The sequence below is a fragment of the Mycobacterium sp. E2497 genome (assembly GCF_001668695.1).
GTDB lineage: Bacteria > Actinomycetota > Actinomycetes > Mycobacteriales > Mycobacteriaceae > Mycobacterium.
Genome location: NZ_LZKD01000143.1, coordinates 57,469 through 81,729 on the forward strand (window position 1 = coordinate 57,469; position 24,261 = coordinate 81,729).

The following is a 24,261-nucleotide window of genomic DNA, read 5'->3' on the forward strand; positions in this document are numbered from 1 at the left end:
TCTAAGACGAGAATGGCCGTCTCTAAACGGTTGCATACAGCGGTTTTACACCTAAAGCCGATGTCAGCGCGCGGACGGTGGTGCGGGCCGTTCAAAACTGTGGTATTGGTCACTTTTCGCGGATTCGCTCGCGTCTTCGGGCGCCGTCTCCGGCATCGCGACCAGGTAGAGGAGAAAGCCCGCGGCGGCGAGTGCTCCCAGGAAGGCGAAGGCGGCGTTGTAGCCGGCGGCCAACACGATCCACCCGGCCGCGAGATTGGACACCGAGGCGCCTATGCCCGTCGCGGCCGTCACGGCACCGAGGCTCACGTTGAACCGGCCGGTGCCGTGCGTGACGTCCTGGACGACGAGGGGGAACAGCGCGCCGAACACGCCGGCCCCGACGCCGTCCAGCAGCTGCACGCCGACCAACCAATACGGGTTGCCGGACAGGGTGTAGAGAAATCCGCGTGCCGCCAGGACCGCGAAACCGAGCAGGAAGATCGGCTTTCGCCCCCACGAATCGGCCTTGGCTCCGGCCAGGTAGGCCACCGGCACCATGACCACCTGGGCGGCCACGATGCAACCGGCCATCAGCGCGGTCCCGACGTCCTTGTTGTGCAGCGCCAGCAGCTGACCGACCAGCGGCAGCATGGCCGCGTTGGCGAAGTGGAAGGCGATGACCGTCGCGGCGAAGATCATCAGCCGGCGATTGTGCAGCAGCACGGCCATCCGGGACGGCGTCTCGTGCGGCCCACCCGGCACGTGGTCCATGCCCCGCGCGACGTCATGATCGATCGCGTCGCCCGGAATGCGCAGCGTGGCAAGCACACTCGCGGCCGCCATGACGGCGAGCACCCAGAACACCACCACCGGGCCGAAGAAGTAGGCCAAGCCGCCGGTGATGGCCGCGGCCGAGGCGTTGCCCGCGTGGTTGAACGACTCGTTGCGTCCGATCCGGCGGGCGAAGAAGCGCGGACCCACGACGCCCAGAGTGATCGCGGCCAAAGCCGGGGCGAAGACCGAGCCGGCGATACCGGTCAGGGCCTGCAGGACAGAGATCGAATACAGCCCCGGAAAGACCGGCATAGCCAACGAACCGGCGGTGATGGTCAACGCGCCGCCGACGATCAACGCCCGCTTGGCCGTGCTCCGGTCCACCAACGCACCGGCCGGGGCCTGCGCGACGATCGCCCCGATTCCCCCGACTGCCATGACGAACCCGATCGACGCCTGGTCCCAATGGTGGGCCAGCAGCAGGTAGATCGACAGGTAGGGGCCCAGCCCGTCGCGGACGTCGGCCAGCAGAAAGTTCAGCAGGTCCAGCGCGTGCGTCAGCCGGCGCGGTACGGGGCTGGGGAGCTCAGCGGCGGCCGGCATGCGCATCTAGTACCCAAATGCGCGGCCGCCCGACCGCGAGGTGGGTTAGGCGCTCTTGTCGCGGCGCTCGGTGCGCGACGGCTTGCGCGGCACGATCGTCGGGAGCACGTTGTCCTGCACGGTCTCCTTGGTCACCACGACCTTGGCGACATCGTCCCGGCTCGGGATGTCGTACATCACCGGCAGCAGGACCTCTTCCATGATGGCGCGCAGGCCACGGGCCCCCGTGCCGCGGTGGATGGCCTGATCGGCGATCGCCTCCAGTGCGTCGTCGGTGAACTCGAGCTCGACGCCGTCCATCTCGAACAGCCTGGTGTACTGCTTGACCAAGGCGTTCTTCGGCTCGGAGAGGATCTTGACCAGCGACTCGCGGTCGAGGTTGGTCACCGACGCGACGACGGGCAGCCGCCCGATGAACTCGGGGATCAGCCCGAACTTGATCAGGTCCTCGGGCATGACCTCGGCGAAGTGGTCGGTGGTGTCGATCTCGGCCTTCGAGCGCACCTCGGCGCCAAATCCGAGGCCGCGCTTGCCGACGCGCTCGTAGATGATCTTCTCCAGGCCGGCGAACGCACCCGCGACGATGAACAACACGTTGGTGGTGTCGATCTGGATGAACTCCTGGTGCGGGTGCTTGCGGCCGCCCTGCGGGGGCACCGAAGCCTGGGTGCCCTCCAGGATCTTCAGCAGCGCCTGCTGCACGCCCTCGCCGGAGACGTCGCGGGTGATCGACGGGTTCTCGCTCTTGCGGGCGATCTTGTCGACCTCGTCGATGTAGATGATGCCGGTTTCGGCGCGCTTCACGTCGTAGTCGGCGGCCTGAATGAGTTTGAGGAGAATGTTTTCGACGTCCTCACCGACGTAGCCGGCTTCGGTCAGCGCGGTGGCGTCGGCGATGGCGAACGGCACGTTGAGCATCTTGGCGAGCGTCTGCGCCAGGTAGGTCTTGCCGCAGCCGGTGGGCCCGAGCATCAGGATGTTGGACTTGGTCAGCTCAACCGGCTCGTGCCGGGAGTCGCGCCCCTTCTCCCCCGCCTGAATGCGCTTGTAGTGGTTGTAGACCGCGACGGCCAGCGTGCGCTTGGCGGTGTCCTGCCCGATGACGTATCCCTCGAGGAATTCCCGGATTTCGACGGGCTTGGGTAGTTCGTCGAGTTTGACGTCGTCGGCGTCGGCCAGTTCCTCTTCGATGATCTCGTTGCAGAGGTCGATGCACTCATCGCAGATGTACACACCGGGGCCAGCAATGAGTTTCTTGACCTGCTTCTGGCTCTTCCCGCAGAACGAGCACTTCAGCAGGTCACCGCCGTCTCCGATGCGCGCCATGGTGCTGAGGGCCTACTTCCTATTCGCCGTTCGTCGTGCTGTGCCGCATGTATCCCCCGACGCTACCCGCTAGATCGGGCCCGACGCGACCATTAAGGCCGAATCGCGCCGATGATATTCGGGGGAGTCATGCTGGTCCCGTCTGGATGAAACATATAGCCAGACGGTGCCCGTCACTCGCGAACGACGCGCTTTGCGTGTCTTTGGCGTGTCGCGGTCGTGACCCAACCGAGGCTGGTGCGCCGCCCGATCCCCACGAAATCACCCTACAGCGGTTCGGCGGAATCGGCTCTGATCAGCGAGTCGGTCTTGATGAGGTGTGCTCGGCAAGCATGGCCGACGTTCGCCCAGCGCGCACTGAGCGCGAAAAATCAGGTGAGGATTCGCGGCCAGTGCACGTTCGACGAAGGGCCGATGACGCTAGGCGGTCTGCGCGGAGAGCTTCCGGTATTCCAGGACGGTGTCGATGATCCCGTACTCCTTGGCCTCTTCGGCGGTCAGGATCTTGTCCCGGTCGGTGTCCTTACGGACGGTCGCGGCATCCTTGCCGGTGTGGCGGGCCAGTGTGGTCTCCATCAGCGTGCGCATCCGCTCGATCTCGGCGGCCTGGATCTCCAGGTCGGAGAACTGGCCCTGGATCACGCCCTGAAGCGACGGCTGGTGGATCAGCACGCGAGCGTTGGGCAGCGCCATCCGCTTGCCTGGGGTTCCGGCGGCCAGCAACACCGCCGCGGCCGACGCGGCCTGACCGAGGCACACCGTCTGAATGTCGGCGCGGACGTACTGCATGGTGTCGTAGATCGCCATCAGCGAGGTGAAGCCGCCGCCGGGCGAGTTGATGTACATGGTGATGTCGCGGTCGGGGTCCAGCGATTCCAACACCAGCAGCTGCGCCATGATGTCGTTCGCCGAAGCGTCGTCCACCTGGACGCCGAGGAAGATGATGCGCTCCTCGAACAGCTTGTTGTAGGGGTTGGACTCCTTGACACCGAAGCTGGAGTGCTCGATGAACGACGGCAGGATGTAGCGCGCCTGGGGCTGCATGTTCGGGTGCTGGGTGCTCACTGGGCTTCTCCGTTGGTGATGTGGGCGGCGCGGGTGATGATGTGGTCGACGAACCCGTATTCCAGGGCTTCCTGCGCGGTGAACCAGCGGTCGCGGTCGGAGTCCGCTTCGATGCGCTCGATCGACTGCCCGGTGAATTCGGCGTTCAGCCGGAACATCTCCTTCTTGATGACGTGGAACTGCTCGGCCTGGATCGCGATGTCGGCCGCGCTGCCCGTCACCCCGCCCAGCGGCTGGTGCATCAGGATGCGCGCGTGCGGCAGCGCGAAGCGCTTGCCCTTGGTGCCGGCCGCGAGCAGGAACTCTCCCATCGAGGCGGCCATGCCCATCGCGTAGGTGGCAATGTCGCAGGGCGCCAGCACCATGGTGTCGTAGATGGCCATGCCGGCGCTGATCGATCCGCCCGGGGAGTTGATGTACAGCGAGATGTCCTTGTCGGCGTCCTCGGCGGCGAGCAACAGGATCTGCGCGCACAGCCGGTTGGCGACCTCGTCGTTCACCTCCGAACCCAGGAAGATGATGCGCTCGGAGAGCAAGCGCTCATAGACCGAGTCCGTGAGGTTGAGCCCCTGCGAGGGCGAACGCATGTCAGACACGACTGGGTTACCTGCTTTCTCGAGTTCTTCTATGCACCGACACTAACCAACCTGGCCGACTGTTTCGCGGTCACGCTCCCCCTCAATTCGGCGCTTTCGCTCACAGCGTCAAGACCGGTCACTCCGCTTCGTCGTCGGACGCTTCGGTTTCCGGGGCCTCGTCGGTCTCGTCGGCCTCGTTGGCCTCCCCGGTCGAATGGTCGGCCTCCTCAGCCTCGCCGCTCGGCTCGGCATCGTCGGCCTCCCCGCGCTTGCCGAAGAACTCATTGGTGTCGATCGCGTTCCCGTCGGTGTCGGTCACCGTCGCCGACCGCACCACCTCGGCGATGGCCAGCCCGCGCCGCACGTCGGCGAACATGGCCGGCAGCTGGTTGTTCTCCTGCAGGTAGCCCAGCAGCTGCTGCGGCTCGATGCCGTATTGGCGCGACGTCATCATCAGCCGCTCGGTCAGGTCGTCCTGGCCGACCTGGACCTCCAGCTCGTCGGCCAACGCATCCAGCAGCAGCTGCCTCTTGACGTCCGTCTCCGCGGCCGAGCGCGTCTCGGTCTCGAACTCTTCGCGCGTCTTGCCCTGTCCGGCGAGCGCCTGGTCGAGCTTGGCCTCGTCGTGCTCCAGCCCGTGCAGGGCGTTGTGCAGGGTGCTCTCGACCTGCGCTTTGACGATCGCCTCCGGCAGCGGCACGTCGACCTGGTCCAAGAGAGCGTCCAGCGCGGCGTTACGTATCTGGTCGGCCTGCTGAGCGCGCTTGACCCGGCCCACCTGCTCGCGCAGATTGGCCCGCAGCTCCTCGATGGTGTCGAACTCGCTGGCCAACTGGGCGAACTCGTCGTCGGGCTCGGGGAGTTCGCGCTGCTTGATCGACTTGACGGTGACGGTCACCTGCGCGTCCCGCCCGGCGTGGTCACCGGCCGCCAGCTGCGCGGTGAACTCGCGGGACTCGTCGACGGACAGACCGACCAGGGCGTCGTCGAGGCCCGCGATGAGACGGCCGGAGCCCACCTCGTGGGACAGCCCCTCCGCGGCGGCCCCCGGCACCTCTTCACCGTCGATGGTGGCTGACAGGTCGATGGAGACGAAGTCGCCGGTTTCCACGGGCCGGTCCACCCCGGTGAGGGTGCCGAACCGGGCGCGCAAGGACTGCAATTCGGCGTCGACGTCATCGTCGCTGACCTCGACCGGGTCGACCGACACCTTCAGCGTGGCCGGGTCCGGAAGCTCGATCTTGGGGCGGATGTCGACCTCGGCGGTGAACGCCAGCTCCTGGCCGTACTCCTTCTTGGTGACCTCGATCTCGGGCTGACCGAGCGGCTGCACTTCTGAGTCCACGACCGCCTGCCCGTACCGCGCGGGCAGCGCCTCGTTCACAACCTGGTCCAGCAGCGCCTCTCGGCCGAACCGGGCCTCCAGCAACTTTGCCGGCGCCTTGCCGGGGCGGAAGCCGGGCAGTCGCACCTGCTTGGCCAGCTCCCGGTAAGCCCGCTGGAAGTCGGGCTCCAGTTCGGCGAACGGCACCTCCACGTTGATGCGGACCCGGGTGGGGCTCAGCTGCTCGACGGTGCTCTTCACGGGGGTGCTCCTTGGTGGTCGTTCCTGGCGTTCGGTGGGCCGCGTGCATGCGGCGCGGGGTGGTGCTCTGGTCGGGGTGACAGGATTTGAACCTGCGGCCTTCCGCTCCCAAAGCGGATGCGCTACCAAGCTGCGCTACACCCCGCGCTGACCTCGATGATCCTAAGGCCCGTCGAGTCCGGGTCGGCCACGGCCTTCGCGGCGACCTCACAGACCCTCACGGAGCGATCACAAGACCGCGTCGATTAGATTTGATCTTCGTCGACAGCTACAGTCACGCTCGACCAATACATGCGGGCGTAGCTCAATGGTAGAGCCCTAGTCTTCCAAACTAGCTACGCGGGTTCGATTCCCGTCGCCCGCTCGGGTTAGGGATCTGCTCCACAGAGAGGCGCCATGAGCGACCTAGAAACGGATGCGCTGATCCACGGCTCATGCGCGCCGGACTTCGTCGGGGTACGCGAGGCATTCGAAGGCAACTTCACGCGGGGCGATGAAGTCGGCGCGGCCGTCGCGGTCTGGGTGGACGGGGACCTCGTCGTCAACCTCTGGGGCGGTTGGGCCGACGCCGCCCACACCCGGACCTGGCAGCAGAACACCCTGACGACGGTGCTATCCGGCACCAAGGGCTTGTCGGCCACCTGTGTCCATCAACTGGCCGACCGCGGCGAGCTGGACCTGCAGGCCCCGGTCGCCCATTACTGGCCCGAGTTCGCGCAAGCCGGCAAACAGGACATCACGCTGGCGATGGTGATGAGCCACCGGTCCGGCGTGATCGGCCCCCGCACCCGGCTGCGCTGGGAAGACGTCGCCGACTGGAACTTCGTCTGCCACCAGCTGGCCGCCGCCGAACCCTATTGGGAGCCGGGCACCGCCCAGGGCTACCACATGACCACGTTCGGATTCATCCTCGGCGAGGTGTTCCGCCGCGTCACCGGCCGGACGATCGGCCAGTACCTGCGCACCGAGATCGCCGAACCGTTGGGCGCCGACGTCCATATCGGGCTGCCCCTGGCCGAACAGCGCCGCTGCGCCGAGCGGGTCAACAAGCCGCACGCCCGTGACCTGCTGGCCGACGCGCAGGCCCCCGGCCACCCGGTCAGCCTGTCCGACCATCCCAAGGCCGGGCTCTCGATCTCGATGGGGTTCGCCCCCGACGACGAGCTCGGCTCCCATGATCTGCAGCTGTGGCGCGAACTCGAGTTCCCGGGGACCAACGGGCAGGTGTCGGCCCTGGGGTTGGCGACGTTCTACAACGCGCTCGCGCAGGAGAAGGTGCTCAGCCGCGAGCACATGGACCTGGTGCGGGAATGTCAGGGCGGCCTGGAGACCGACCTGGTGCTGGGGCCACGGGTCGCGGACCACGGCTGGGGCCTGGGCTACATGCTCAACCAGCGGTGCGTCAACGGGCCCAACCCTCGGATCTTCGGCCACGGCGGCCTGGGCGGCTCCTTCGGGTTCGTCGATTTAGAGCACCGCATCGGTTACGCGTACGTGGCGAACCGCTTCGACGCCACCAAGGCCAATGCGGACCCGCGCAGCCTCGCGCTGAGCAACGAGGTCTACGCGACGCTGGGAGTCATGCCGGAAGCGCGAGCGGCGACCTGACGTTGGGGGTGCGGGCCACGCGTACGCGGCCCGCACCCATCGACGGATCAGTGTTGCCAGGGCTGCGGCTGATACGGTCCCGGTCCGCCGGGTCCACCGGGCCAGCCAGGACCGCGTTGGTCGGGTCCCGGGCCATTCCAGTCACGGCTGTGGTCGTTGCCGTCCATGTCGCGATGGCGGTCATCGTGGCAGTTGTTCGAGTCCCAGTTCTGCCCCCAACCCGGGTCCCACCCTTGCCCCGGGCACCAGTGGTAATCGGGCAATGGCGCGGGCTGGGCCTGGGCACCGACCGCGGCACCCAGCCCAGCCAGCCCCAACCCGACGATCGCGGAAACCGTTGCAGCTAAACGCGGAAGAGTATTCACGGCTTCCACCAGTACCCTCAATCGAGCCGCGCTCAAACAGTAGACGTCAGCGTTTCTTGCTGGGAGTTTCCTGCCAATTGGCGCTACCTTGGGGAGAGCGCAATGATGGTGAGGCGCATCACTTTTGGCAGGACGGGCACCAAAACACGTTTCGCCCCTCCAGGACGGACGTGCGGATCGAATCTCCGCACACCCGGCACCCTTCGCCGGCGCGCCGGTACACGTACGTCCGGGGACGCCCGGCCCGATACGACGGCGGGCCGTGGTCGTGTTCGGGCCGCACCACGACGATCTTGCCGCGGCGGAAGCCGACCTTCATCAGCGCCACCAGGTCGGTCCACGCCGCGTCGAACTCCGCCTGGCCGACGTCCCGGCCCGGGCGGAACGGGTCGATGTTGTGGCGGTACAGCAGCTCGTTGCGGTAGACGTTGCCCACGCCGGCGACGATGGTCTGATCCATCAACAGTGCGCCGACAGGTCTGCGGGACTTACTGATTCGCTTCCACGCCCAGGATGGATCGGCGTCGTTGCGCAGCGGGTCGGGGCCGAGCTTGGCCAGCACGTCGGAAACCTGGCCCTCGTCGATCACCTCGCAGACCGTCGGCCCGCGCAGATCGGTGCCGTAGTCGGCGCCCACCATGCGCATTCGCACCTGCCCGACCGGCTCGGGAAGGACCGCGTCCTCGCGTGGCCATTCGGTGAAGGCGCCGTAGAGGCCCAGGTGCACGTGCACGATCGGGCCGCCGTCATAGTGGTGGAACAGGTGCTTGCCCCAGACGCTGGTGCGGCGCAACACGCGCCCGTCCACCACGGCCGCATCGGCGAAGCGCCCCTGCGGGCTGGACACCGCTACGGGCGCACCACCGAACCGGCGCTGGTGCAGCCGGGCCAGCCGGTGCAGGGTGTGCCCTTCGGGCATGGGGCCTCAGCCCTGCGCGCCGGGCACCGGCGGCGCCTGGTGGGTGCGTTCGTACTCGGCGAGGATGTCGATACGCCGTTGGTGGCGTTCGGCTTTCGACCACTGCGCGGTCAGGAACGCATCCACGATCGCCAGCGCCTCTTCGACGGTGTGCATGCGGCCACCGATCCCGATCAGCTGGGCGTTGTTGTGTTCGCGTGCCAGTGTCGCCGTCTCCACGCTCCACGCCAGCGCGCAGCGGGCTCCGGGCACCTTGTTGGCGGCGATCTGCTCACCGTTGCCCGACCCGCCGAGGACGATGCCCAGGCTGTCGGGGTCGGCGACCGTGCGAGTCGCGGCCGCGATGCAAAACGCCGGGTAATCGTCCTCGGCGTCGTACGTGTAGGCACCGCAGTCGATCGGCTCGTGCCCGGACGCCTTGAGGTGCTCGATGATCTGCTGCTTGAGCTCGAATCCGGCGTGGTCAGAGCCGAGGTAGACGCGCATGCCCGCAATCCTTACACAGCCGCTCGCCGCGGCGAGCGCAAGCGCGGCGAAGCCGGGCGCCGCGGGTCGCCGCCATCGAGTCCGCGGCGATCGCAAGCGCGGCGAAGCCGGGCGCTGCGGGTCGCCGCCATCGAGTCCGCGGCGATCGCAAGCGCGGCGAAGCCGGGCGCTGCGGGTCGCCGCCCGACGATCTAGTCGAATTCGGGCTTCTCGGTGCGCGTGCGCTTGAGCTCGAAGAAGTGCGGGTAGGACGCAAAGGTCACCGACGCGTCCCACAGCTTGCCGGCCTCCTCGCCGCGCGGGATCTTCGACAGCACCGGCCCGAAGAACGCCACACCGTTGACGTGGATGGTTGGCGTGCCGACGTCGTCGCCGACGGCGTCCATGCCGGCGTGGTGGCTCTTGCGCAGGGCGTCGTCGTAGGCGTCGCTGTGCGCGGCCTCGGCGAGCTCGGCGGGCAACTCGGCGTCGGCCAGCGACAACTTGATGACCTCCTCGAGGTTCTTGTTGTCCTCGTTGTGGATTCGAGTGCCCATCGCGGTGTACAGCGGGTCCAGGACTCCGGCGCCGTGGGCCTGCTCGGCGGCGATCGCCACTCGGACCGGCCCCCAGGCGTGCTTCATCATCTCGCGATACTTGTCGGGCAGGCCCTCGCGGTTCTCGTTGAGGATCGCCAGGCTCATCACGTGGAAGTGCACGTCGATGTCGCGGACCTTCTCCACCTCGAGGATCCAGCGCGACGTGATCCAGCACCACGGGCACAGCGGATCGAACCAGAAATCGGCTTGGTCTTTCCCGGCAGCCTTGTCAGACATAGCGCAATCCTCTCGTCGGTCGACACACCGTTCAGCACAACCGTAGGCGCCGCGGCCCTGTTCCCGCAGTGCCCCGGATGCGATCCGGGCACGTAAGTTGGACGCGTGGCCCTTCCTAATCTCACCCGGGACCAGGCCGTCGAACGCGCGGCCCTGATCACCGTCGACAGCTACCAGATCCAGCTCGATGTCACCGACGGCTCGGATGTTGGGGGTCCCCCGGCCACCCGCACGTTCCGGTCCACGACCACGGTCGTGTTCGACGCGCTTCCGGGCGCCGACACGTACATCGACCTCGCCGCCGAGACGGTACGCGGTGCCACGCTCAACGGTCACGACATCGACGTGTCCGGATACGACGAATCCACCGGCATCGCGTTGCGCGGCCTGGAGCAACACAACGTGCTCGTCGTCGACGCGGACTGCCGCTACTCGAACACCGGTGAGGGGTTGCACCGCTTCGTCGACCCGGTCGACAACGAGACGTATCTGTACTCGCAATTCGAAACCGCCGACGCCAAGCGCATGTTCGCCTGCTTCGACCAACCCGACCTCAAGGCGACGTTCGACCTGCGGGTGACGGCGCCCGGGCACTGGAAGGTGGTGTCGAACGGCGCCACGGTGTCGATCGAGGACGGGGTGCACACCTTCGCCACGACCCCGCGGATGAGCACCTATCTGGTGGCGCTGATCGCCGGCCCCTACGCCGAGTGGAAAGACACCTACACCGACGAGCATGGGGAGATCCCGCTGGGGATCTTCTGCCGGGAATCCCTGGCGCGCCACATGGACGCCGAGCGGCTGTTCACTCAGACCAAACAGGGATTCGGCTTCTACCACAAGAACTTTGGGCTCCCGTACGCGTTCGGCAAGTACGATCAGCTGTTCGTCCCCGAATTCAACGCCGGCGCAATGGAAAACGCGGGTGCGGTGACCTTCCTGGAGGACTACGTCTTTCGCAGCAAGGTCACCCGCGCCTCCTACGAGCGGCGCGCCGAAACCGTGCTGCACGAGATGGCGCACATGTGGTTCGGGGACCTGGTCACCATGTCCTGGTGGGACGACCTGTGGCTCAACGAGTCGTTCGCCACCTTCGCCTCGGTGCTGTGCCAGGCGGAGGCCACCGAATTCACCGAGGCCTGGACGACGTTCGCCACGGTCGAGAAGTCGTGGGCGTACCGCCAGGACCAACTGCCGTCGACGCATCCCATCGCCGCCGACATCCCCGACCTCGCCGCGGTGGAGGTGAACTTCGATGGCATCACCTACGCAAAGGGCGCCTCGGTCCTCAAGCAGCTGGTCGCCTACGTCGGGCTGGAGCAATTCCTGGCCGGTCTGCGCGACTACTTCCGCGCCCACGCGTTCGGCAACGCCACCTTCGACGACCTGGTCACCGCGCTGGAGAAGGCGTCGGGCCGAGACCTGTCGGACTGGGGCCGGCAATGGTTGAAGACGACCGGGCTGAACACGCTGCGCGCCGACTTCGACACCGACGCCGACGGGAGGTTCACCCGATTCGCGGTGACGCAGAGCGGTGCCGCGCCCGGGGCCGGCGAGACCCGGGTGCACCGGCTGGCGATCGGCATCTACGACGACGACGGCGCCGGCAAACTGGTGCGGGTGCGGCGGGAAGAGCTCGATGTCGAGGGCCCTGTCACGGAAGTCCCTGCGCTGGTAGGTCTTTCGCGCGGCGAGCTGGTGCTGGTCAACGACGATGACCTGACCTACTGCTCCCTGCGGCTCGATCAGGAGTCGCTGCAGACCGCGTTGCGGCGCATCGCCGACATCGCCGAGCCGCTGCCGCGCTCCCTGGTGTGGTCGGCGGCGTGGGAGATGACCCGCGAGGCCGAAATGCGGGCGCGCGACTTCGTGGCCCTGGTCTCGACCGGGGTGCACGCCGAAACCGAGGTCGGGGTGGCGCAGCGGCTGCTGCTGCAGGCGCAGACGGCGCTGGCTTCCTACGCCGAGCCGGGCTGGGCGCACGAGCAGGGCTGGCCGCAGTTCGCCGACCGGTTGCTGGAGCTGGCGCGCGCGGCGGAGCCCGGCTCCGATCACCAGCTCGCGTTCGTCAACAGCCTGTGCTCGTCGGTGTTGTCGACCCGGCACGTCGTGACGCTGGCGGACCTGCTCGACCACGACCCGGCCGAGCTGGGGCTGGCCGGTCTCGAGATCGACACCGATCTCCGGTGGCGCATCGTGACCGCGCTCGCCGGCGCGGGCGAGATCGACGCCGACGGGCCCGGCACGCCCTTCATCGACGCGGAGGTGCAGCGCGACCCGACCGCCGCCGGCAAGCGGCACGGTGCGCAGGCGGCGACGGCTCGGCCGCAACGGCAGGTCAAGGAGGAGGCCTGGACCACGGTGATCGAGGACGACACCCTGGCCAACATCACGGCCCGGTCCATCATCGCGGGCTTCGCCCCGCCCGGGCAGCACGCCTTGCTCGACCCCTTCACCGACCGCTATTTCGCGGCGATACCGGGCGTGTGGGCACGGCGGTCCAGCGAGGTCGCGCAGACCGTGGTGATCGGGCTGTACCCGCACTGGAACATCAGCGAGGCCGGTATCGCGGCCGCCGACAGGTTCCTCTCCGACCCCGAGGTGCCGCCGGCTCTACGACGGCTGGTGCTGGAGGGCCAGGCCGGCGTGAAGCGGGCCCTGCGGGCCCGCGGGTTCGACGCGGCCTGATAACGCCTGACGCGAGCGCGCGTGTTTGTACGGCGACACGCCGCGCTCGGCGTGCATTTGCGCACCCTCGCGCGGTGGGCGGGCAGTTAGGCCGGGGCGATTCCCGCGCTGAGGACGCGGATCGCGCTGACCAGCCCGTCGACCAGGTCGCCCCGCTGAAACGCCGACGACGCGGCGGCGACCCCGAGCGGCGCGGACGACTCGGCGCCACGACCGCGGACCTGGGAGCCGTAGACCACCTCGATGACCTTCTGGTCGGGTGAGACCGCCAGCAGCACCGCGTTGTCCGGCGTCGGGACCTTGGCCAGGATCTCGCGGGCCCGCGCGGCGGTGTCGTTGCCCAGGTCGCCGAGGTAGATGGCGAACCTCGCCTTCGATGCCCGCGAACCGAACTTCAGCGCGTCATCGATGGCGACCAGGTCCTTGATCGGGAACGGGTAATGGACGGACAGCTCGCCCGGCTCCGTCACCCCGGAGATCCGCCCGCTGGTGGTGATCACCCACCCGTTCGGCAGCTCGCCGGGCTCGATCGTCGCTACGTCACCACGTGCCACTGGCGCCACCTCCAACTGCGAATTCGTGTGTGTCGTGCCCGCCGTGCGCGTGACCGACGTCTTCGTCCGCGGCCGCCCACAGGATCGGCGGGTGGGTCCACTTCTCGCCCAGCTTGTAGCTCGCCGGGTGCGGTCCCTTGCGGGCCACGGTCAGCAACGCCAGCACTGCGACCAGCAGCAACGGTATCCCGATGAAGTACAGGTGAATCTGCAAAAGGCTCACGGCGAAAACCGTAACCCACGCGGTGATCCCTCGGCACACTCGGACACGAGATGTCGTGCGATCCGGGCGCTACGCCGCGCCCTCGCCGAGGTAGCGCGCCCACGCCGGGTCGAGCTCCTTGACCGTCGACAGCAGTCGCCAGTGCTGGCCCGTCGGCGGCAGCGGCGTCCGGCGCAGCACCCAGCCGAGCTCGGTGAGCAGCTTGTCGCCCTTGCGGTGGTTGCACGTCGAACAGCAGGCGACGCAATTCTCCCAGGAGTGGTCGCCGCCGCGGCTGCGTGGCACCACGTGGTCGACGGTGTCGGCCTTGGCCCCGCAGTAGGCGCAGGAGAACCGGTCCCGATGCATCAGCGCGGCCCGGGTCATCGGAACCCGGGCCCGGTACGGAACGCGGACGTAGGACCGCAGCTGAATCACCGAGGGCACCAGGATCGAGCTGGTGGCCGAGTGGATCACCGGTCCGCTCGGGTCGTGATGCACCACGTCGGCCTTGCCGCAGATCACCATCACGATCGCCCGCCGCATCGGCAGCGCGGTCAGCGGCTCGTAGGTCGAATTCAGCAGCAACACCCGCCGGCGACTCCACAGGGAAGCGGTGTCCTGGCGGGTGGGGGGATGGGTGTCGACGCTATGCAGGCATGACGCGGTTGGGGGCCCGGTTAACCCTGCCGCGGCACCGGAACTGCGGTGGCTGCGGCGTCTCTTGCCCTGCGCCATAGATCCTCCGCGGATAGTCCACCATGATTCGTCGCCAATCGCACCCCTATTGCAGGTGAACGGCATGTCGCCCGGGTGAACACCGGGAGCGCCCGCGGCCCGCCTCGGCCGGACGCCGCCGCCATGGACCACAATGGAGGTGATGGATTCCGAGCCCCAGTCCTTCTATGACGCCGTCGGCGGTGCCGAGACCTTCCACGCGATTGTGTCCCGCTTCTACGCCCAGGTCGCCGAGGACGAGATCCTGCGCCAGCTGTACCCCGAGGACGACCTGGCGGGCGCCGAAGAACGGTTACGCATGTTCCTCGAGCAGTACTGGGGCGGCCCGCGCACCTACTCAGACCGCCGGGGCCATCCCCGGCTGCGGATGCGGCACGTCCCGTTCCGGATCACGCCTATCGAGCGGGACGCCTGGCTGCGCTGCATGCACACCGCCGTCGCCTCGATCGATTCGCAGACCCTCGACGACGAGCACCGGCGCCAGCTGCTCGATTACCTCGAGATGGCGGCCAACTCGCTGGTCAATTCGCCCTTCTGATACCCAACCGAACGGAGCAGGATGAGCCCCGGAGCATGGTGGTCGAACGCGGTGTTCTATCAGGTCTATCCCCGGTCGTTCGCCGACAGCGACGGCGACGGCGTGGGCGACATCGACGGGTTACTGGCCCATCTGGATCACCTCGAGCGGCTCGGGGTGGACGCGATCTGGCTCAACCCGGTCACCGTCTCACCGATGGCCGACCACGGCTACGACGTCGCCGACCCCCGCGACATCGATCCACTGTTCGGGGGGATGGCGGCCATTGAGCGCCTGATCCCCGCGGCGCACAAGCGGGGCATCAAGATCACCATGGACGTGGTGCCCAACCACACCAGCTCGGCACACCCGTGGTTTCAGGCCGCGCTGGCCGCGGGGCCGGGCACCGAGGCGCGGGAGCGCTACTACTTCCGCGACGGCCAGGGTCCGGACGGGGAGCTGCCGCCGAACAACTGGACGTCGGTATTCGGTGGGTCCGCCTGGACGCGGGTGGTGGAGCCGGACGGCAATCCGGGCCAGTACTACCTCCACCTCTTCGACACCGAGCAGCCGGACCTGAACTGGGAACACCCGGACGTCTTCGACGATTTCGAGAAGACGCTGCGGTTCTGGCTGGAGCGCGGCGTGGACGGCTTCCGCATCGACGTCGCACACGGCATGGCCAAGCCGGCTGACCTGCCCGACGCGAAGGACGACGTCAAGGTGCTCAGTCACAGCGACGACGACCCGCGCTTCAATCATCCGAGCGTGCACGAGATCCACCGCGGGATCCGCAAGATCGTCGACGACTATCCCGACGCGGTGACCATTGGGGAGGTGTGGGTGCTCGACAACCTCCTGTGGGCCGAGTATTTGCGGCCCGACGAACTGCACCTCGGTTTCAACTTCCGGCTCACCAAGATCGACTTCGACGCCGACCAGATCCGCCATGCGATAGAGAATTCGATGGAGGCCATCGCGATCGAAAACGCCATCCCCACCTGGACCCTGTCCAACCACGACGTGGGGCGGGAGGTCACCCGTTACGGGGGCGGCGAGGTCGGGCTGAACCGGGCGAAGGCGATGGCGATGGTGATGTTCGCCCTGCCGGGCGCGGTGTTCGTCTACAACGGCGAGGAGCTTGGGCTGCCGGACGTCGAGCTGCCCGACGAAGTGCTGCAGGACCCGACGTGGGAACGCTCCGGGCATACCGAGCGCGGCCGCGACAAGTGCCGCGTTCCGATCCCGTGGTCGGGCGACGCTCCCCCGTTCGGGTTCTCCAGCTCCCCCGACACGTGGTTACCGATGCCGCAGGAGTGGGCGGCACTGACCGTCGAGCGCCAGATCGCAGACCCCGATTCGACGTTCTCGTTCTTCCGGCACGTCATCAAATTGCGCAAGGAGCGCGCCGAATTCGAGGGCGACGAGATCGACTGGTTGGACGCGCCACCGGATGCGCTGATCTTCCGGCGCCGCGGCGGCGGGGCGGTGTGCGCGGTCAACGCCGGCCGCCGACCGATCCCACTGCCGCCGGGAGAGCTCATCATGGCCAGCGCCCCGCTGGTCGACGGCGAACTCGCGCCGGACGCCGCGGCGTGGCTGGCCTGAACGGCGAATCCAAAGCTGCGGCAGTCCAGCTGTTTTCACATTGGGGTTGGCCAACCGCCGGGGCGCCTCCGAAGCGGAGATACCCGGTGGGGGTACTCTCGTGCCATGACCGAGATCGAACCGCCGATTCCGGGTCCTAGGCCGACACCGTGCGAGCCCACCGGCGAAAGGCGGGTTCGTGGATAACACGTTGCGATGGCTGGTGACGGCACTCTTCGCCGTGAGCTTCGCAGCCTACGGATATTTCCTTGTCGCTCAACGCCGCTGCTGGACCAGCATCGTGAGCCAGCTGCTGCATCTGGCGATGTCGGCGGTGATGATCCTGATGGCGTGGGGTGTGGGCATGAGCATCCCGACCATGGTTGCCGCGACGTGCTTCCTGCTCGGCGGCGCCTGGTTCGTCGGCATCGCCGGCCACACGCCCTGGGCCGCCGACGGCAGGCTGACCAACTATTACTACGCCCTGATGATGGTGGCGATGGCCTGGATGTACGGGGCGATGAAGGGCAGCTTGCCGGGACGCGCCGGGCATCCGGACGACCTTGCGATGAGCATGCCGGCGCACAGCGCCGCCTCGGGGATGCAGCACGCGACGCACGACATGTCCCAGGCCACGCCGGACTGGGTCAACATGGTGAACGGGATCGCGGCCCTGGGGTTCGGCGCGGTGGCGATTTTCTGGGCGTACCGCTGGGTGGCGCAGCGCTGGACGAAACTGATGCCGCGCACCGTTAAACTCAGCTACGCGCAAATCGTGACCCAGACGGTCACCGCCGCAGGTACGGCGCTGATGTTCGCCGACATCTTGTGATCCGATCCCGCCCTTCCGGCTCGGCGCGTGGCCTGCCGCTCCTCTATACCTAGTACATGGCGACGTACGCGTGGACGGTGATCGGGGCGGGACCCGCGGGCATCGCGGCGGTGGGAAGGCTGCTCGATCAGGGCATACCGCCCGACAAGATCGCCTGGGTGGATCCCGCCTTCGCCGCAGGAGACCTGGGCGGTAAGTGGAGGTCGGTGTCCAGCAACACGATCGCCGGGACGTTTATGAGCTTCTTGAATGGCTCTGCGGCCTTTGGGTTCTCACATGCTCCGCCATCGCCGCTGGCCGAAGTCGACCCCGAGGAGACCTGCGCCCTTGCCCTGGTCGCCGACCCGTTGGTATGGGTGACCGAGCAGTTGCGCCAGCGGGTGCACGTATTCGAGACGACGGCCACCACGCTGACCCTGGCGCAACGGCGGTGGCGGATCGAAACACGGGATAGGGAATTGGCGTCGGACAACGTGATTCTCGCGGTCGGCGCGGTACCCAGGAGGCTCGACTACCCCATCGAGGAGATTCCGGTCGAGGTCGCCCTCGATGCCGACAAGCTCGCCGAGGTGCCGCTGGAAGGGGCGACGGTTGCGGTCTTCGGCTCGTCGCACTCGTCGATGATCGCGTTGCCGCACCTCCTGCGGTGTCCGGTCGCCAAGGTGATCAACTTCTACCGCAGCCCGCTCAAATACGCGGTCTACCTGGATGATTGGATCCTGTTCGACGACACCGGCCTCAAGGGGCGGGCCGCGGTGTGGGCTCGCGAGAACATCGACGGGGTGTGGCCGGATCGGCTGGAGAGGTGCCTGGTGTCGAGCCCGGAGTTCGACGAGAAGGTCGCCGAGTGTGATCGCGTCGTCTACACCGTCGGTTTCGAGCCGCGGAAGCTGCCCGAGACGCCCCAATGGGGCCGGCTGGGCTACAACCGGATGAACGGAATCATTGCCCCCGGCCTGTTCGGGTTGGGCATCGCCTTCCCCGAGTACGCCGAAGACCCCTACGGCTACGGGCAATACCGCGTGGGCCTGAAAAAGTTCATGGATTACCTCGACTCGGTTCTCCCGCTGTGGATGGTCTACGGCACGTGACCCGAGGTGATCGCTGCTCGACACCTCAGCGCAGCAGCAGCGCCGGGTCGCCGCGGCGCCGGTACACCGAGCCGAACCGCGCGTCGATGCGCAGCCAGGTGGGCAGGATCCGGACCCGGATCATCTCATCGGCGCCTACGGCGTCCGGAGACTGCGGCAGGAAACCCATTGCGGTCAAGGCGAACACGCACCGCATGGGCAGCCCGACGCTGGCGTCGGGCGCACTCACCTGAATGACCTCCTGGTCGAGCAGTGACACCGGCGGGCCATGAGAACTGCCGTGTTCCTTGGCAAGTCGCGCGCCGCGCTGCGCCAGATCCAGCATCACCCGGGCGGGGATGTCCTCGAGGTGGCTGAAGCCGGTGTCCGGGGGCAACGCCCCCCGCCACGCGGAGTCCATCGCGAACCCGGGGTCGACGTAGCCGGAGTCATCCATCGCGGTCAGGCCGCGCGCCAGGGCGTCGGCGCCCACGGACAGGTCGTCGGGCCGCACCTGGCCGCCCACCACACGGCTGGCCAGCACGTCGAAACCGGTTGCCACCCAGGCCGTCAGGAGCCCTGTGGATCGGTTGCGGAGGCGGATGACCGCGGCGTCGTCGAGTCGCAACGCGTGATCGACGAACGCGCCCAGATCCCTGCGCTGGGCGGCCCGGTCCTGTGGACCCAGCCAAAGTCCGCGGTCAACTACCGGATCCACCGCTGCAGATACTCCCGATGGTGTGGGGAGAGCCGCACCAGCCGCTCCTCCTCGATATGGACGGCGGCCAGTTGCGACTCGGCGATGACGGCGGGCTTGGATTCCGGATCCGCGGACACCGAGCGCACCTCGTAGCCCAGCGTGAAGTCCACCGCCCGCAACCGCTTGGTCCACATCGTCACCTGCAGCGGCGAATCGACCAGCCGCAGTTGACCTTTGTAGGTCACCTTGACTTCGGCGATCAGCAACCCGATGGTCAAGATGTCGACCTCGAACGCTTCACGCAGGAACTGGACCCGGGCCTCCTCCAGGATCGTGACCATCGTGGCGTGGTTGACGTGCTGGTACATGTCGATGTCCGACCAGCGCACCGGTACGGGGGCGACGAAGCCGACGCTCAACTCGATGAACCTCTTCCGCTGGTGCGGGTCATGCGCCGGATCTGACGCGCGGCCACCGAAAGCGTCGCGAGATCCTTCTCCCCGCTTTCCTGGATTTCGATGAGGGTGCGGCGGGCCCGCTCCACCCGCGACGCGGACAGGTGTTCCCACTCGGCGATCTTCTCCTCGCCGCTTTCGTTCGGCTCCCCCACCGCGAGCACGTCGAAGCACAACGACCGCAGCGATGCGTAGATGTCATCGCGAATCGCCAAGCGCGCCAAGGAATGCCAGCGGTCGTTGCGGGGCAGTTCGGATACCGCCGTCAGCAGGCCGTCGGTGCCAAGCCGGTCCATCAGGGCAAAGTAGGTGTCCGCGACCTCGGCGGCGTCGATGTCGTTGATGTCGCCGATGTCGATGATGTCGAGCAGGCTGAAGCGGTACAGGCCGGCGGCGATCATGTACGCCAGGTCCTCGGGTGTTCCCTGCGACGCGAACTCGGCGGCTTCCTTTTCGACGATCGCCTTGTCGTCGCCGCGCAGCCACTCCGACATCCGAGGGGTCAGGTCTTTGACCTTCGCGGCGAACCGGTTGATCTCGGCGCCGACGGCCAGCGGCTGTGGACGGTAGTTGAGCAGCCAGCGGCCGGCGCGATCGATGAGCCGCCGGGTATCCAGCGTCAAGCGGTCGGACAAGGCGACCGGGAGATTGGCCGCGCGGGTGCGCCGCCAGATCTGGCCCACGTCGAAGATGGCGTCGGTGGCCACGTACGTCCGCACCGCGTCCACCGGCCCGACGCCGACGTCCTCGGTGATTCGGAAGGCGTAGCTGATGCCGGCGGTGTCGACCAGGTCGTTGATCAGCATGGTGGTGACGATCTCGCGGCGCAGCTGGTGGGTGCGGATCTCCGGGGTGAACCGTTCCCGCAACGGCGTCGGGAAGTACAGGGGCAGCCGGGAGGCGAACACGTCCTGCTCGGTCAGTTCGGTGTTCAGCATCTCTTCTTTGAGCCCGAGTTTGACGTGCGCCATCAGGGTGCACAGCTCGGGCGAGGTGAGGCCGATGCCGGCCTCGCATCGGCGGTCGATCTCCTTCTCCGACGGCAGCGCCTCCAGTTCGCGGTTGAGCCCCCGGTGGTCGACCAGGTACTGAATCTGCCTGCCGTGCACCGGCAGCAGGCTGGCCGCGTTGGCGCGGCTGGTGCCGATCAGGTCGTTCTGATCCTCGTTGTCGGTGAGCACCAGCTGCGCGACCTCGTCGGTCATCGACTCCAGCAGCTCTTTGCGCTCGTCGGGATCGACCCTGCCGGCGGTCACCAGCGAGTCAATCAGGATCTTGATGTTGACCTCGTGGTCCGAGCAGTCCACGCCGGCGGAATTGTCCATGGCGTCGGTGTTGATGCGCCCGCCCGACAGGTCGAACTCGACCCGGCCCAGGGCGGTCACCCCCAGGTTGCCACCTTCACCGATCACCTTGGCGCGCACCTGGCTTGCGTTGACCCGCACCGGATCGTTGGCGCGATCACCGACGTCGGCGTCGGACTCGGATTCGGCCTTGATGTAGGTGCCGATGCCGCCGTTGAACAACAGGTCGACCGGTGCCTGCAGGATCGCCTTGATCAGGTTGGGCGGCGTCATCTCGGTGACGTCGCCGTCGATGCCCAGGGCCTCGCGCACCTGCGGGCTGACGGGGATGGATTTGTGCTCGCGGCTGTACACCCCACCGCCCTCGCTGATCAGCGACTTGTCGTAGTCGTCCCAGCTGGAGCGCGGCAGGTCGAACATGCGCCGGCGTTGTTCCCACGAGGCGGCGGGGTCGGGGTCGGGGTCGAGGAAGACATGCCGGTGGTCGAAGGCGGCGATCAACTTGATGTGTCGGGACAGCAGCATGCCGTTGCCGAACACGTCGCCGCTCATGTCGCCGATGCCCACCACCGTGAAGTCCTCGGTCTGGGTGTCGACGCCCATCTCCCGGAAGTGGCGTTTGACGGCCTCCCACGCGCCCTTCGCGGTGATGCCCATGGCCTTGTGGTCGTAGCCCACCGATCCGCCGGAGGCGAAGGCGTCCCCCAGCCAGAATCCGTAGGACTTGGCGACGTCGTTGGCGATGTCGGAGAAGGTGGCGGTGCCCTTGTCCGCGGCCACCACCAGATACGCGTCGTCGCCGTCGCGCCGGATCACTTCGGGCGGCGGGCTCACCTTCTTCGTTTTGTGATCGACGTTGTCGGTGACGTCGAGCAACCCGGAGATGAACAGCTGATAGCAGGCGATGCCTTCGGCGCGGGCGGCCTCGCGGTCCTCCGCCTGATCGCCGGTCGCCATCGGCGGCCGCTTGACGACGAAGCCGCCCTTGGCCCCGACCGGCACGATGACGGCGTTCTTCACCGCCTGCGCCTTGACCAGGCCGAGGATCTCGGTGCGGAAATCGTCGCGCCGGTCCGACCAGCGCAGCCCGCCCCGCGCCACCGGGCCGAAGCGCAGGTGCACGCCTTCGACGCGGGGCGAATAGACGAAGATCTCGTATTTGGGGCGCGGCAGCGGCAACTCGTCGATGAGCTGGGCATCGAGCTTGAGGGCCAGCACGTTTCGGGCGCGGGCCGAGCCCTCTCGCGTGACGAAGTAGTTGGTGCGCAACGTCGCCTGTACCAGCGAGGCGAACGCCCGCAAGATGCGGTCGGTGTCCAGGCTCATCAACGCGTCGATGTCGGCGGCGACCGCGGCCGCCGCCGCCTGGGCGTCGCGGTTCGCCGACGCCCCGGACGGGCGGGGATCGAAGAGCGCCTCGAACAGGACGACCAGCGATCGCGCGGTGGAGGGGTGCTCGTTGAGCACCGACTCGATGTAGGACTGACTGTACGGAAAGCCCGCCTGCCGTAGGTATTTCGCGTAGGCGCGCAGCAGCACGACTTGCTGCCAGCTCAGCCGCGCGCGCATGACGAGCTCGTTGAACCGGTCGATCTCGACGCGGCCCTGCCAGATCGCGGTGACCGCGTCGGCGAATCGTTGCGCGGTCGCCTCCCGCTCGGCCGTCGTCGTCGCGGGCGCGATGGTCGGGTGCGTGGAGATCTTGAACTGATAGATCCACACCGGCAGCCCGTCCTGGCGGGTCACCGTGAAGGGCCGCTCCTCGAGCACCACCACGCCCATGCTCTGCAGCATGGGCAGCAGCTGGCTCAGCGATGCGGTGCGCCCGCCCAGGAACCAGGTCAGCTGGGCGGCGCCCTCCTCGCCCCGTTCGGAGAACACCAGCTTGACCGAGTTGTCTTGCAGCTCTTTGATGATCGCGATGTGCTCGATGGCATCGGCGGGGGTGACCGCCTGTTTGTAGACCTCGGGGAAGGCGGTCGCGTAGTGCTCGGCGTCGTCATGATCGACGGAACCGTCCGCGGCCGCGGCGATCAACCGGTCGGTCCAGGTGCGGGCGGCCTCGCTCAGCAGGCCCTGGATGCGGACCCGGTTGTCCTCGGAGACGTCGACCTGCGGCGCGTCTTCGGGTAGCCGGACCATGAAATGCATGAGGGCCCAGGGTGATTCGCTCACCCGTGCGGTGAATTCCAGCCGCGTGCCGCCGAATTCGCGGACCAGGATGTCCTCGATCTGCAGCCGCACCTGCGTGGTGTAGCGGTCGCGGGGCAGGTAGACCAGGCACGAGACGAAGTATTGGAGCCGGTCGGCCCGCAAGAACAACAGCGCCCGCCGCTGGGACCCCAGGTCCACCACCGCTTTGGCCATCGCCAACAGCCGTTCGGCGCTCAGCGTGAACAGTTCCGAGCGCGGGACGGTCTGGATGACGTCGAGCAGCAGTTGGCCGGGGTGGATCGGGTCGCTGTCGGCCAGGGCGAGCGCCTGGCGCACCCGCGTGGAGACCGTCGGGATCTCCAGGACGTCCGCGTTCATCGCGGCGACGGTGAACAGCCCGACGAAGCGGTGCTCGACGACGCCGTCGTCGCCGCCGAGGTTCTCCCGAACCGCGATGGCGTAGGGGTACGCGCCGTAGCGCAGGTAGCTGCCGACAACCGATTGGGCCAGCACCAGCAAGGTGTCGTCGTCGGTCAACCGGGGCCGGGAACCGGTGCGAGTGCGCAGGACGCCCAGGCCCGGTGACCCGTCGCCGGAGACCAGGCCGCCTTGCACGCGGCAGCGTTGGTAGCCGAGCAGCAGGAAGTTACCGTTGCCCAGCCAACGCAGGAGCGCCGCGACGTCCTCGCGGTCGGGGGCCGAGAAGTGGCCCTGCGCGTTGCCTTCGACCGCCGCGGCCAGCCCGCTCAGGGCGTCGATCAACGCGCCCGCGTCGCTGGCGACCTGCTGCACGTCGGACAGGACCTTGGGCAGCAGCCGTTCGACTTCGGCGAGGCCCTTGCTGTCGACCGACGGCAACAGTTGCACGTGTATCCACGCCTCGCCCACGTATTGCGGGGCGCCGGGTGGTTTCGAGTCGACGCTGACCAGCTCGCCAGTCGGTTTGCGGTGCACCTCGAAGACCGGGGTCATGATGGCCGCGTAGGGCACGCCCAGCCGGTGCAGCAGCACCGTGACGGAGTCCATCAGCATGCCGCCGTGGTCGGTGACGACCTGCAGGGCGGGCCCGAATCCGGCCGGGTGATCCGGCGGGTAGACCGCGACCCGGCTCTCACCGGAGGGGCGGTGCCGGCCGAGCTGATAGTGCGCGCCGAGCATGCCGGGAGTCACGATGGCGGTGGGGACCGTCAGGTCGATCGGACCGGATTCCGCCGCCCCGGGGTCGTCGCCCTGCGGACCGCGATAGCTCTCGATGTAGGCCCGCGCGATCCAGTCCGGTATGTCCTGCTGCTGGGTGAAGGCGGTCCACGGCTCGAGGGCCTGCTTCGCTCCGGGATCGATCGTCATGCCGATG

The 24,261-nt window shown here is 67.6% G+C and carries 20 protein-coding genes and 2 tRNA genes; 7 read left to right on the forward strand and 15 right to left on the reverse strand.

What is annotated here, in order from left to right; genetic code table 11:
- Nucleotides 1–63 precede the first annotated feature (63 nt).
- The 6 genes from A5713_RS13045 to A5713_RS13070 form a co-directional block, all read right to left on the reverse strand.
- Complete coding sequence (locus A5713_RS13045; protein WP_156751869.1) at nt 64–1,359, reverse strand: MFS transporter; 1,296 nt, start codon at nt 1,357–1,359, stop codon at nt 64–66.
- 45 nt (nt 1,360–1,404) lie between these two features.
- Nucleotides 1,405–2,685 carry an ATP-dependent Clp protease ATP-binding subunit ClpX gene (clpX, locus tag A5713_RS13050; protein WP_055400128.1) on the reverse strand — a complete coding sequence of 427 codons (1,281 nt, stop codon included), beginning with the start codon at nt 2,683–2,685 and terminating at the stop codon, nt 1,405–1,407.
- Nucleotides 2,686–3,105: 420 nt separating this feature from the next.
- Nucleotides 3,106–3,729: an ATP-dependent CLP protease proteolytic subunit ClpP2 gene (gene clpP2 / locus A5713_RS13055; RefSeq protein ID WP_067917143.1), complete on the reverse strand. Its 624-nt coding sequence runs from the start codon at nt 3,727–3,729 to the stop codon at nt 3,106–3,108.
- Between the two features lie 17 nt (nt 3,730–3,746).
- Nucleotides 3,747–4,337, reverse strand: a complete 591-nt coding sequence (gene clpP1 / locus A5713_RS13060) for an ATP-dependent CLP protease proteolytic subunit ClpP1 (protein ID WP_067917131.1) — start codon at nt 4,335–4,337, stop codon at nt 3,747–3,749.
- A gap of 127 nt (nt 4,338–4,464) precedes the next feature.
- A complete protein-coding gene (gene tig, locus A5713_RS13065) occupies nt 4,465–5,913 on the reverse strand; it encodes a trigger factor (protein WP_068096034.1) in 1,449 nt (482 codons plus the stop codon).
- A gap of 68 nt (nt 5,914–5,981) precedes the next feature.
- Nucleotides 5,982–6,058: transfer RNA gene (locus tag A5713_RS13070), tRNA-Pro, on the reverse strand.
- 148 nt (nt 6,059–6,206) lie between these two features.
- Between A5713_RS13070 and A5713_RS13075 the strand changes: the two genes are divergently transcribed.
- Both A5713_RS13075 and A5713_RS13080 read left to right on the forward strand, forming a co-directional pair.
- Nucleotides 6,207–6,277, forward strand: a tRNA-Gly gene (locus tag A5713_RS13075).
- 32 nt (nt 6,278–6,309) lie between these two features.
- Complete coding sequence (locus tag A5713_RS13080; protein ID WP_068096036.1) at nt 6,310–7,521, forward strand: serine hydrolase domain-containing protein; 1,212 nt, start codon at nt 6,310–6,312, stop codon at nt 7,519–7,521.
- A gap of 483 nt (nt 7,522–8,004) precedes the next feature.
- Here the strand turns inward: A5713_RS13080 and A5713_RS13085 are convergent, their stop codons facing one another.
- From A5713_RS13085 to A5713_RS13095, 3 genes are all read right to left on the reverse strand, one after another.
- Nucleotides 8,005–8,805 (reverse strand): Fpg/Nei family DNA glycosylase, encoded by an 801-nt coding sequence (locus tag A5713_RS13085; RefSeq protein ID WP_068096038.1) that lies wholly within the window; start codon nt 8,803–8,805, stop codon nt 8,005–8,007.
- A gap of 6 nt (nt 8,806–8,811) precedes the next feature.
- Complete coding sequence (locus tag A5713_RS13090) at nt 8,812–9,291, reverse strand: ribose-5-phosphate isomerase (RefSeq protein WP_068096039.1); 480 nt, start codon at nt 9,289–9,291, stop codon at nt 8,812–8,814.
- Nucleotides 9,292–9,482: 191 nt separating this feature from the next.
- Nucleotides 9,483–10,106: a DsbA family protein gene (locus A5713_RS13095; protein WP_067917141.1), complete on the reverse strand. Its 624-nt coding sequence runs from the start codon at nt 10,104–10,106 to the stop codon at nt 9,483–9,485.
- A gap of 105 nt (nt 10,107–10,211) precedes the next feature.
- Between A5713_RS13095 and pepN the strand changes: the two genes are divergently transcribed.
- On the forward strand, nt 10,212–12,794 hold the full coding sequence (gene pepN / locus A5713_RS13100; protein WP_068096041.1) for an aminopeptidase N: 2,583 nt from the start codon (nt 10,212–10,214) through the stop codon (nt 12,792–12,794).
- A gap of 86 nt (nt 12,795–12,880) precedes the next feature.
- Here pepN and A5713_RS13105 read toward each other — a convergent pair whose 3' ends face one another.
- From A5713_RS13105 to A5713_RS13115, 3 genes are all read right to left on the reverse strand, one after another.
- Nucleotides 12,881–13,348 carry a DUF5130 domain-containing protein gene (locus A5713_RS13105; RefSeq protein ID WP_067921988.1) on the reverse strand — a complete coding sequence of 156 codons (468 nt, stop codon included), beginning with the start codon at nt 13,346–13,348 and terminating at the stop codon, nt 12,881–12,883.
- Nucleotides 13,335–13,562, reverse strand: a complete 228-nt coding sequence (locus tag A5713_RS13110; RefSeq protein WP_067921996.1) for a hypothetical protein — start codon at nt 13,560–13,562, stop codon at nt 13,335–13,337. Before A5713_RS13110 ends, A5713_RS13105 begins: the two co-directional genes overlap by 14 nt.
- Before the next feature lie 78 nt (nt 13,563–13,640).
- Nucleotides 13,641–14,288, reverse strand: a complete 648-nt coding sequence (locus A5713_RS13115) for an HNH endonuclease (RefSeq protein ID WP_067921986.1) — start codon at nt 14,286–14,288, stop codon at nt 13,641–13,643.
- 142 nt (nt 14,289–14,430) lie between these two features.
- Here A5713_RS13115 and A5713_RS13120 point away from each other — a divergent pair, with 142 nt between their 5' ends.
- The 4 genes from A5713_RS13120 to A5713_RS13135 all read left to right on the forward strand — a co-directional run bounded on the left by A5713_RS13120 (nt 14,431) and on the right by A5713_RS13135 (nt 18,315).
- A complete protein-coding gene (locus A5713_RS13120; RefSeq protein WP_067921993.1) occupies nt 14,431–14,826 on the forward strand; it encodes a globin in 396 nt (131 codons plus the stop codon).
- A 21-nt stretch (nt 14,827–14,847) separates the two neighbouring features.
- Nucleotides 14,848–16,413, forward strand: coding sequence for a glycoside hydrolase family 13 protein (locus A5713_RS13125; RefSeq protein ID WP_068096043.1), 1,566 nt, complete (start codon nt 14,848–14,850; stop codon nt 16,411–16,413).
- Nucleotides 16,414–16,591: 178 nt separating this feature from the next.
- Nucleotides 16,592–17,224, forward strand: a complete 633-nt coding sequence (locus tag A5713_RS13130; protein ID WP_068096045.1) for a DUF5134 domain-containing protein — start codon at nt 16,592–16,594, stop codon at nt 17,222–17,224.
- 56 nt (nt 17,225–17,280) lie between these two features.
- Complete coding sequence (locus A5713_RS13135; RefSeq protein ID WP_197516367.1) at nt 17,281–18,315, forward strand: FAD-dependent oxidoreductase; 1,035 nt, start codon at nt 17,281–17,283, stop codon at nt 18,313–18,315.
- Between the two features lie 25 nt (nt 18,316–18,340).
- Here A5713_RS13135 and A5713_RS13140 read toward each other — a convergent pair whose 3' ends face one another.
- From A5713_RS13140 to A5713_RS13150, 3 genes are read right to left on the reverse strand one after another with little or no spacing between them, the layout of a single operon-like run.
- A complete protein-coding gene (locus A5713_RS13140; protein WP_068096047.1) occupies nt 18,341–19,012 on the reverse strand; it encodes a hypothetical protein in 672 nt (223 codons plus the stop codon).
- Nucleotides 19,000–19,413, reverse strand: coding sequence for a thioesterase family protein (locus A5713_RS13145; protein WP_055400158.1), 414 nt, complete (start codon nt 19,411–19,413; stop codon nt 19,000–19,002). Before A5713_RS13145 ends, A5713_RS13140 begins: the two co-directional genes overlap by 13 nt.
- Entirely contained in the window at nt 19,410–24,254 is a 4,845-nt protein-coding gene (locus A5713_RS13150) for an NAD-glutamate dehydrogenase (RefSeq protein ID WP_068096049.1), read from the reverse strand. The genes A5713_RS13145 and A5713_RS13150 overlap by 4 nt, the downstream gene beginning before the upstream one ends.
- Between the last annotated feature and the right edge of the window lie 7 nt (nt 24,255–24,261).

Bases quoted from the DNA above. Each gene is read 5' to 3' on its own strand.
- A5713_RS13045 (WP_156751869.1), bottom strand. From the start codon at position 1,359: ATGCCGGCCGCCGCTGAGCTCCCCAGCCCCGTACCGCGCCGGCTGACG.
- clpX (WP_055400128.1), bottom strand. From the start codon at position 2,685: ATGGCGCGCATCGGAGACGGCGGTGACCTGCTGAAGTGCTCGTTCTGC.
- clpP2 (WP_067917143.1), bottom strand. From the start codon at position 3,729: ATGCAGCCCCAGGCGCGCTACATCCTGCCGTCGTTCATCGAGCACTCC.
- clpP1 (WP_067917131.1), bottom strand. From the start codon at position 4,337: ATGCGTTCGCCCTCGCAGGGGCTCAACCTCACGGACTCGGTCTATGAG.
- A5713_RS13080 (WP_068096036.1), top strand. From the start codon at position 6,310: ATGAGCGACCTAGAAACGGATGCGCTGATCCACGGCTCATGCGCGCCG.
- A5713_RS13085 (WP_068096038.1), bottom strand. From the start codon at position 8,805: ATGCCCGAAGGGCACACCCTGCACCGGCTGGCCCGGCTGCACCAGCGC.
- A5713_RS13090 (WP_068096039.1), bottom strand. From the start codon at position 9,291: ATGCGCGTCTACCTCGGCTCTGACCACGCCGGATTCGAGCTCAAGCAG.
- A5713_RS13095 (WP_067917141.1), bottom strand. From the start codon at position 10,106: ATGTCTGACAAGGCTGCCGGGAAAGACCAAGCCGATTTCTGGTTCGAT.
- A5713_RS13115 (WP_067921986.1), bottom strand. From the start codon at position 14,288: ATGGCGCAGGGCAAGAGACGCCGCAGCCACCGCAGTTCCGGTGCCGCG.
- A5713_RS13120 (WP_067921993.1), top strand. From the start codon at position 14,431: ATGGATTCCGAGCCCCAGTCCTTCTATGACGCCGTCGGCGGTGCCGAG.
- A5713_RS13125 (WP_068096043.1), top strand. From the start codon at position 14,848: ATGAGCCCCGGAGCATGGTGGTCGAACGCGGTGTTCTATCAGGTCTAT.
- A5713_RS13135 (WP_197516367.1), top strand. From the start codon at position 17,281: ATGGCGACGTACGCGTGGACGGTGATCGGGGCGGGACCCGCGGGCATC.
- A5713_RS13150 (WP_068096049.1), bottom strand. From the start codon at position 24,254: ATGACGATCGATCCCGGAGCGAAGCAGGCCCTCGAGCCGTGGACCGCC.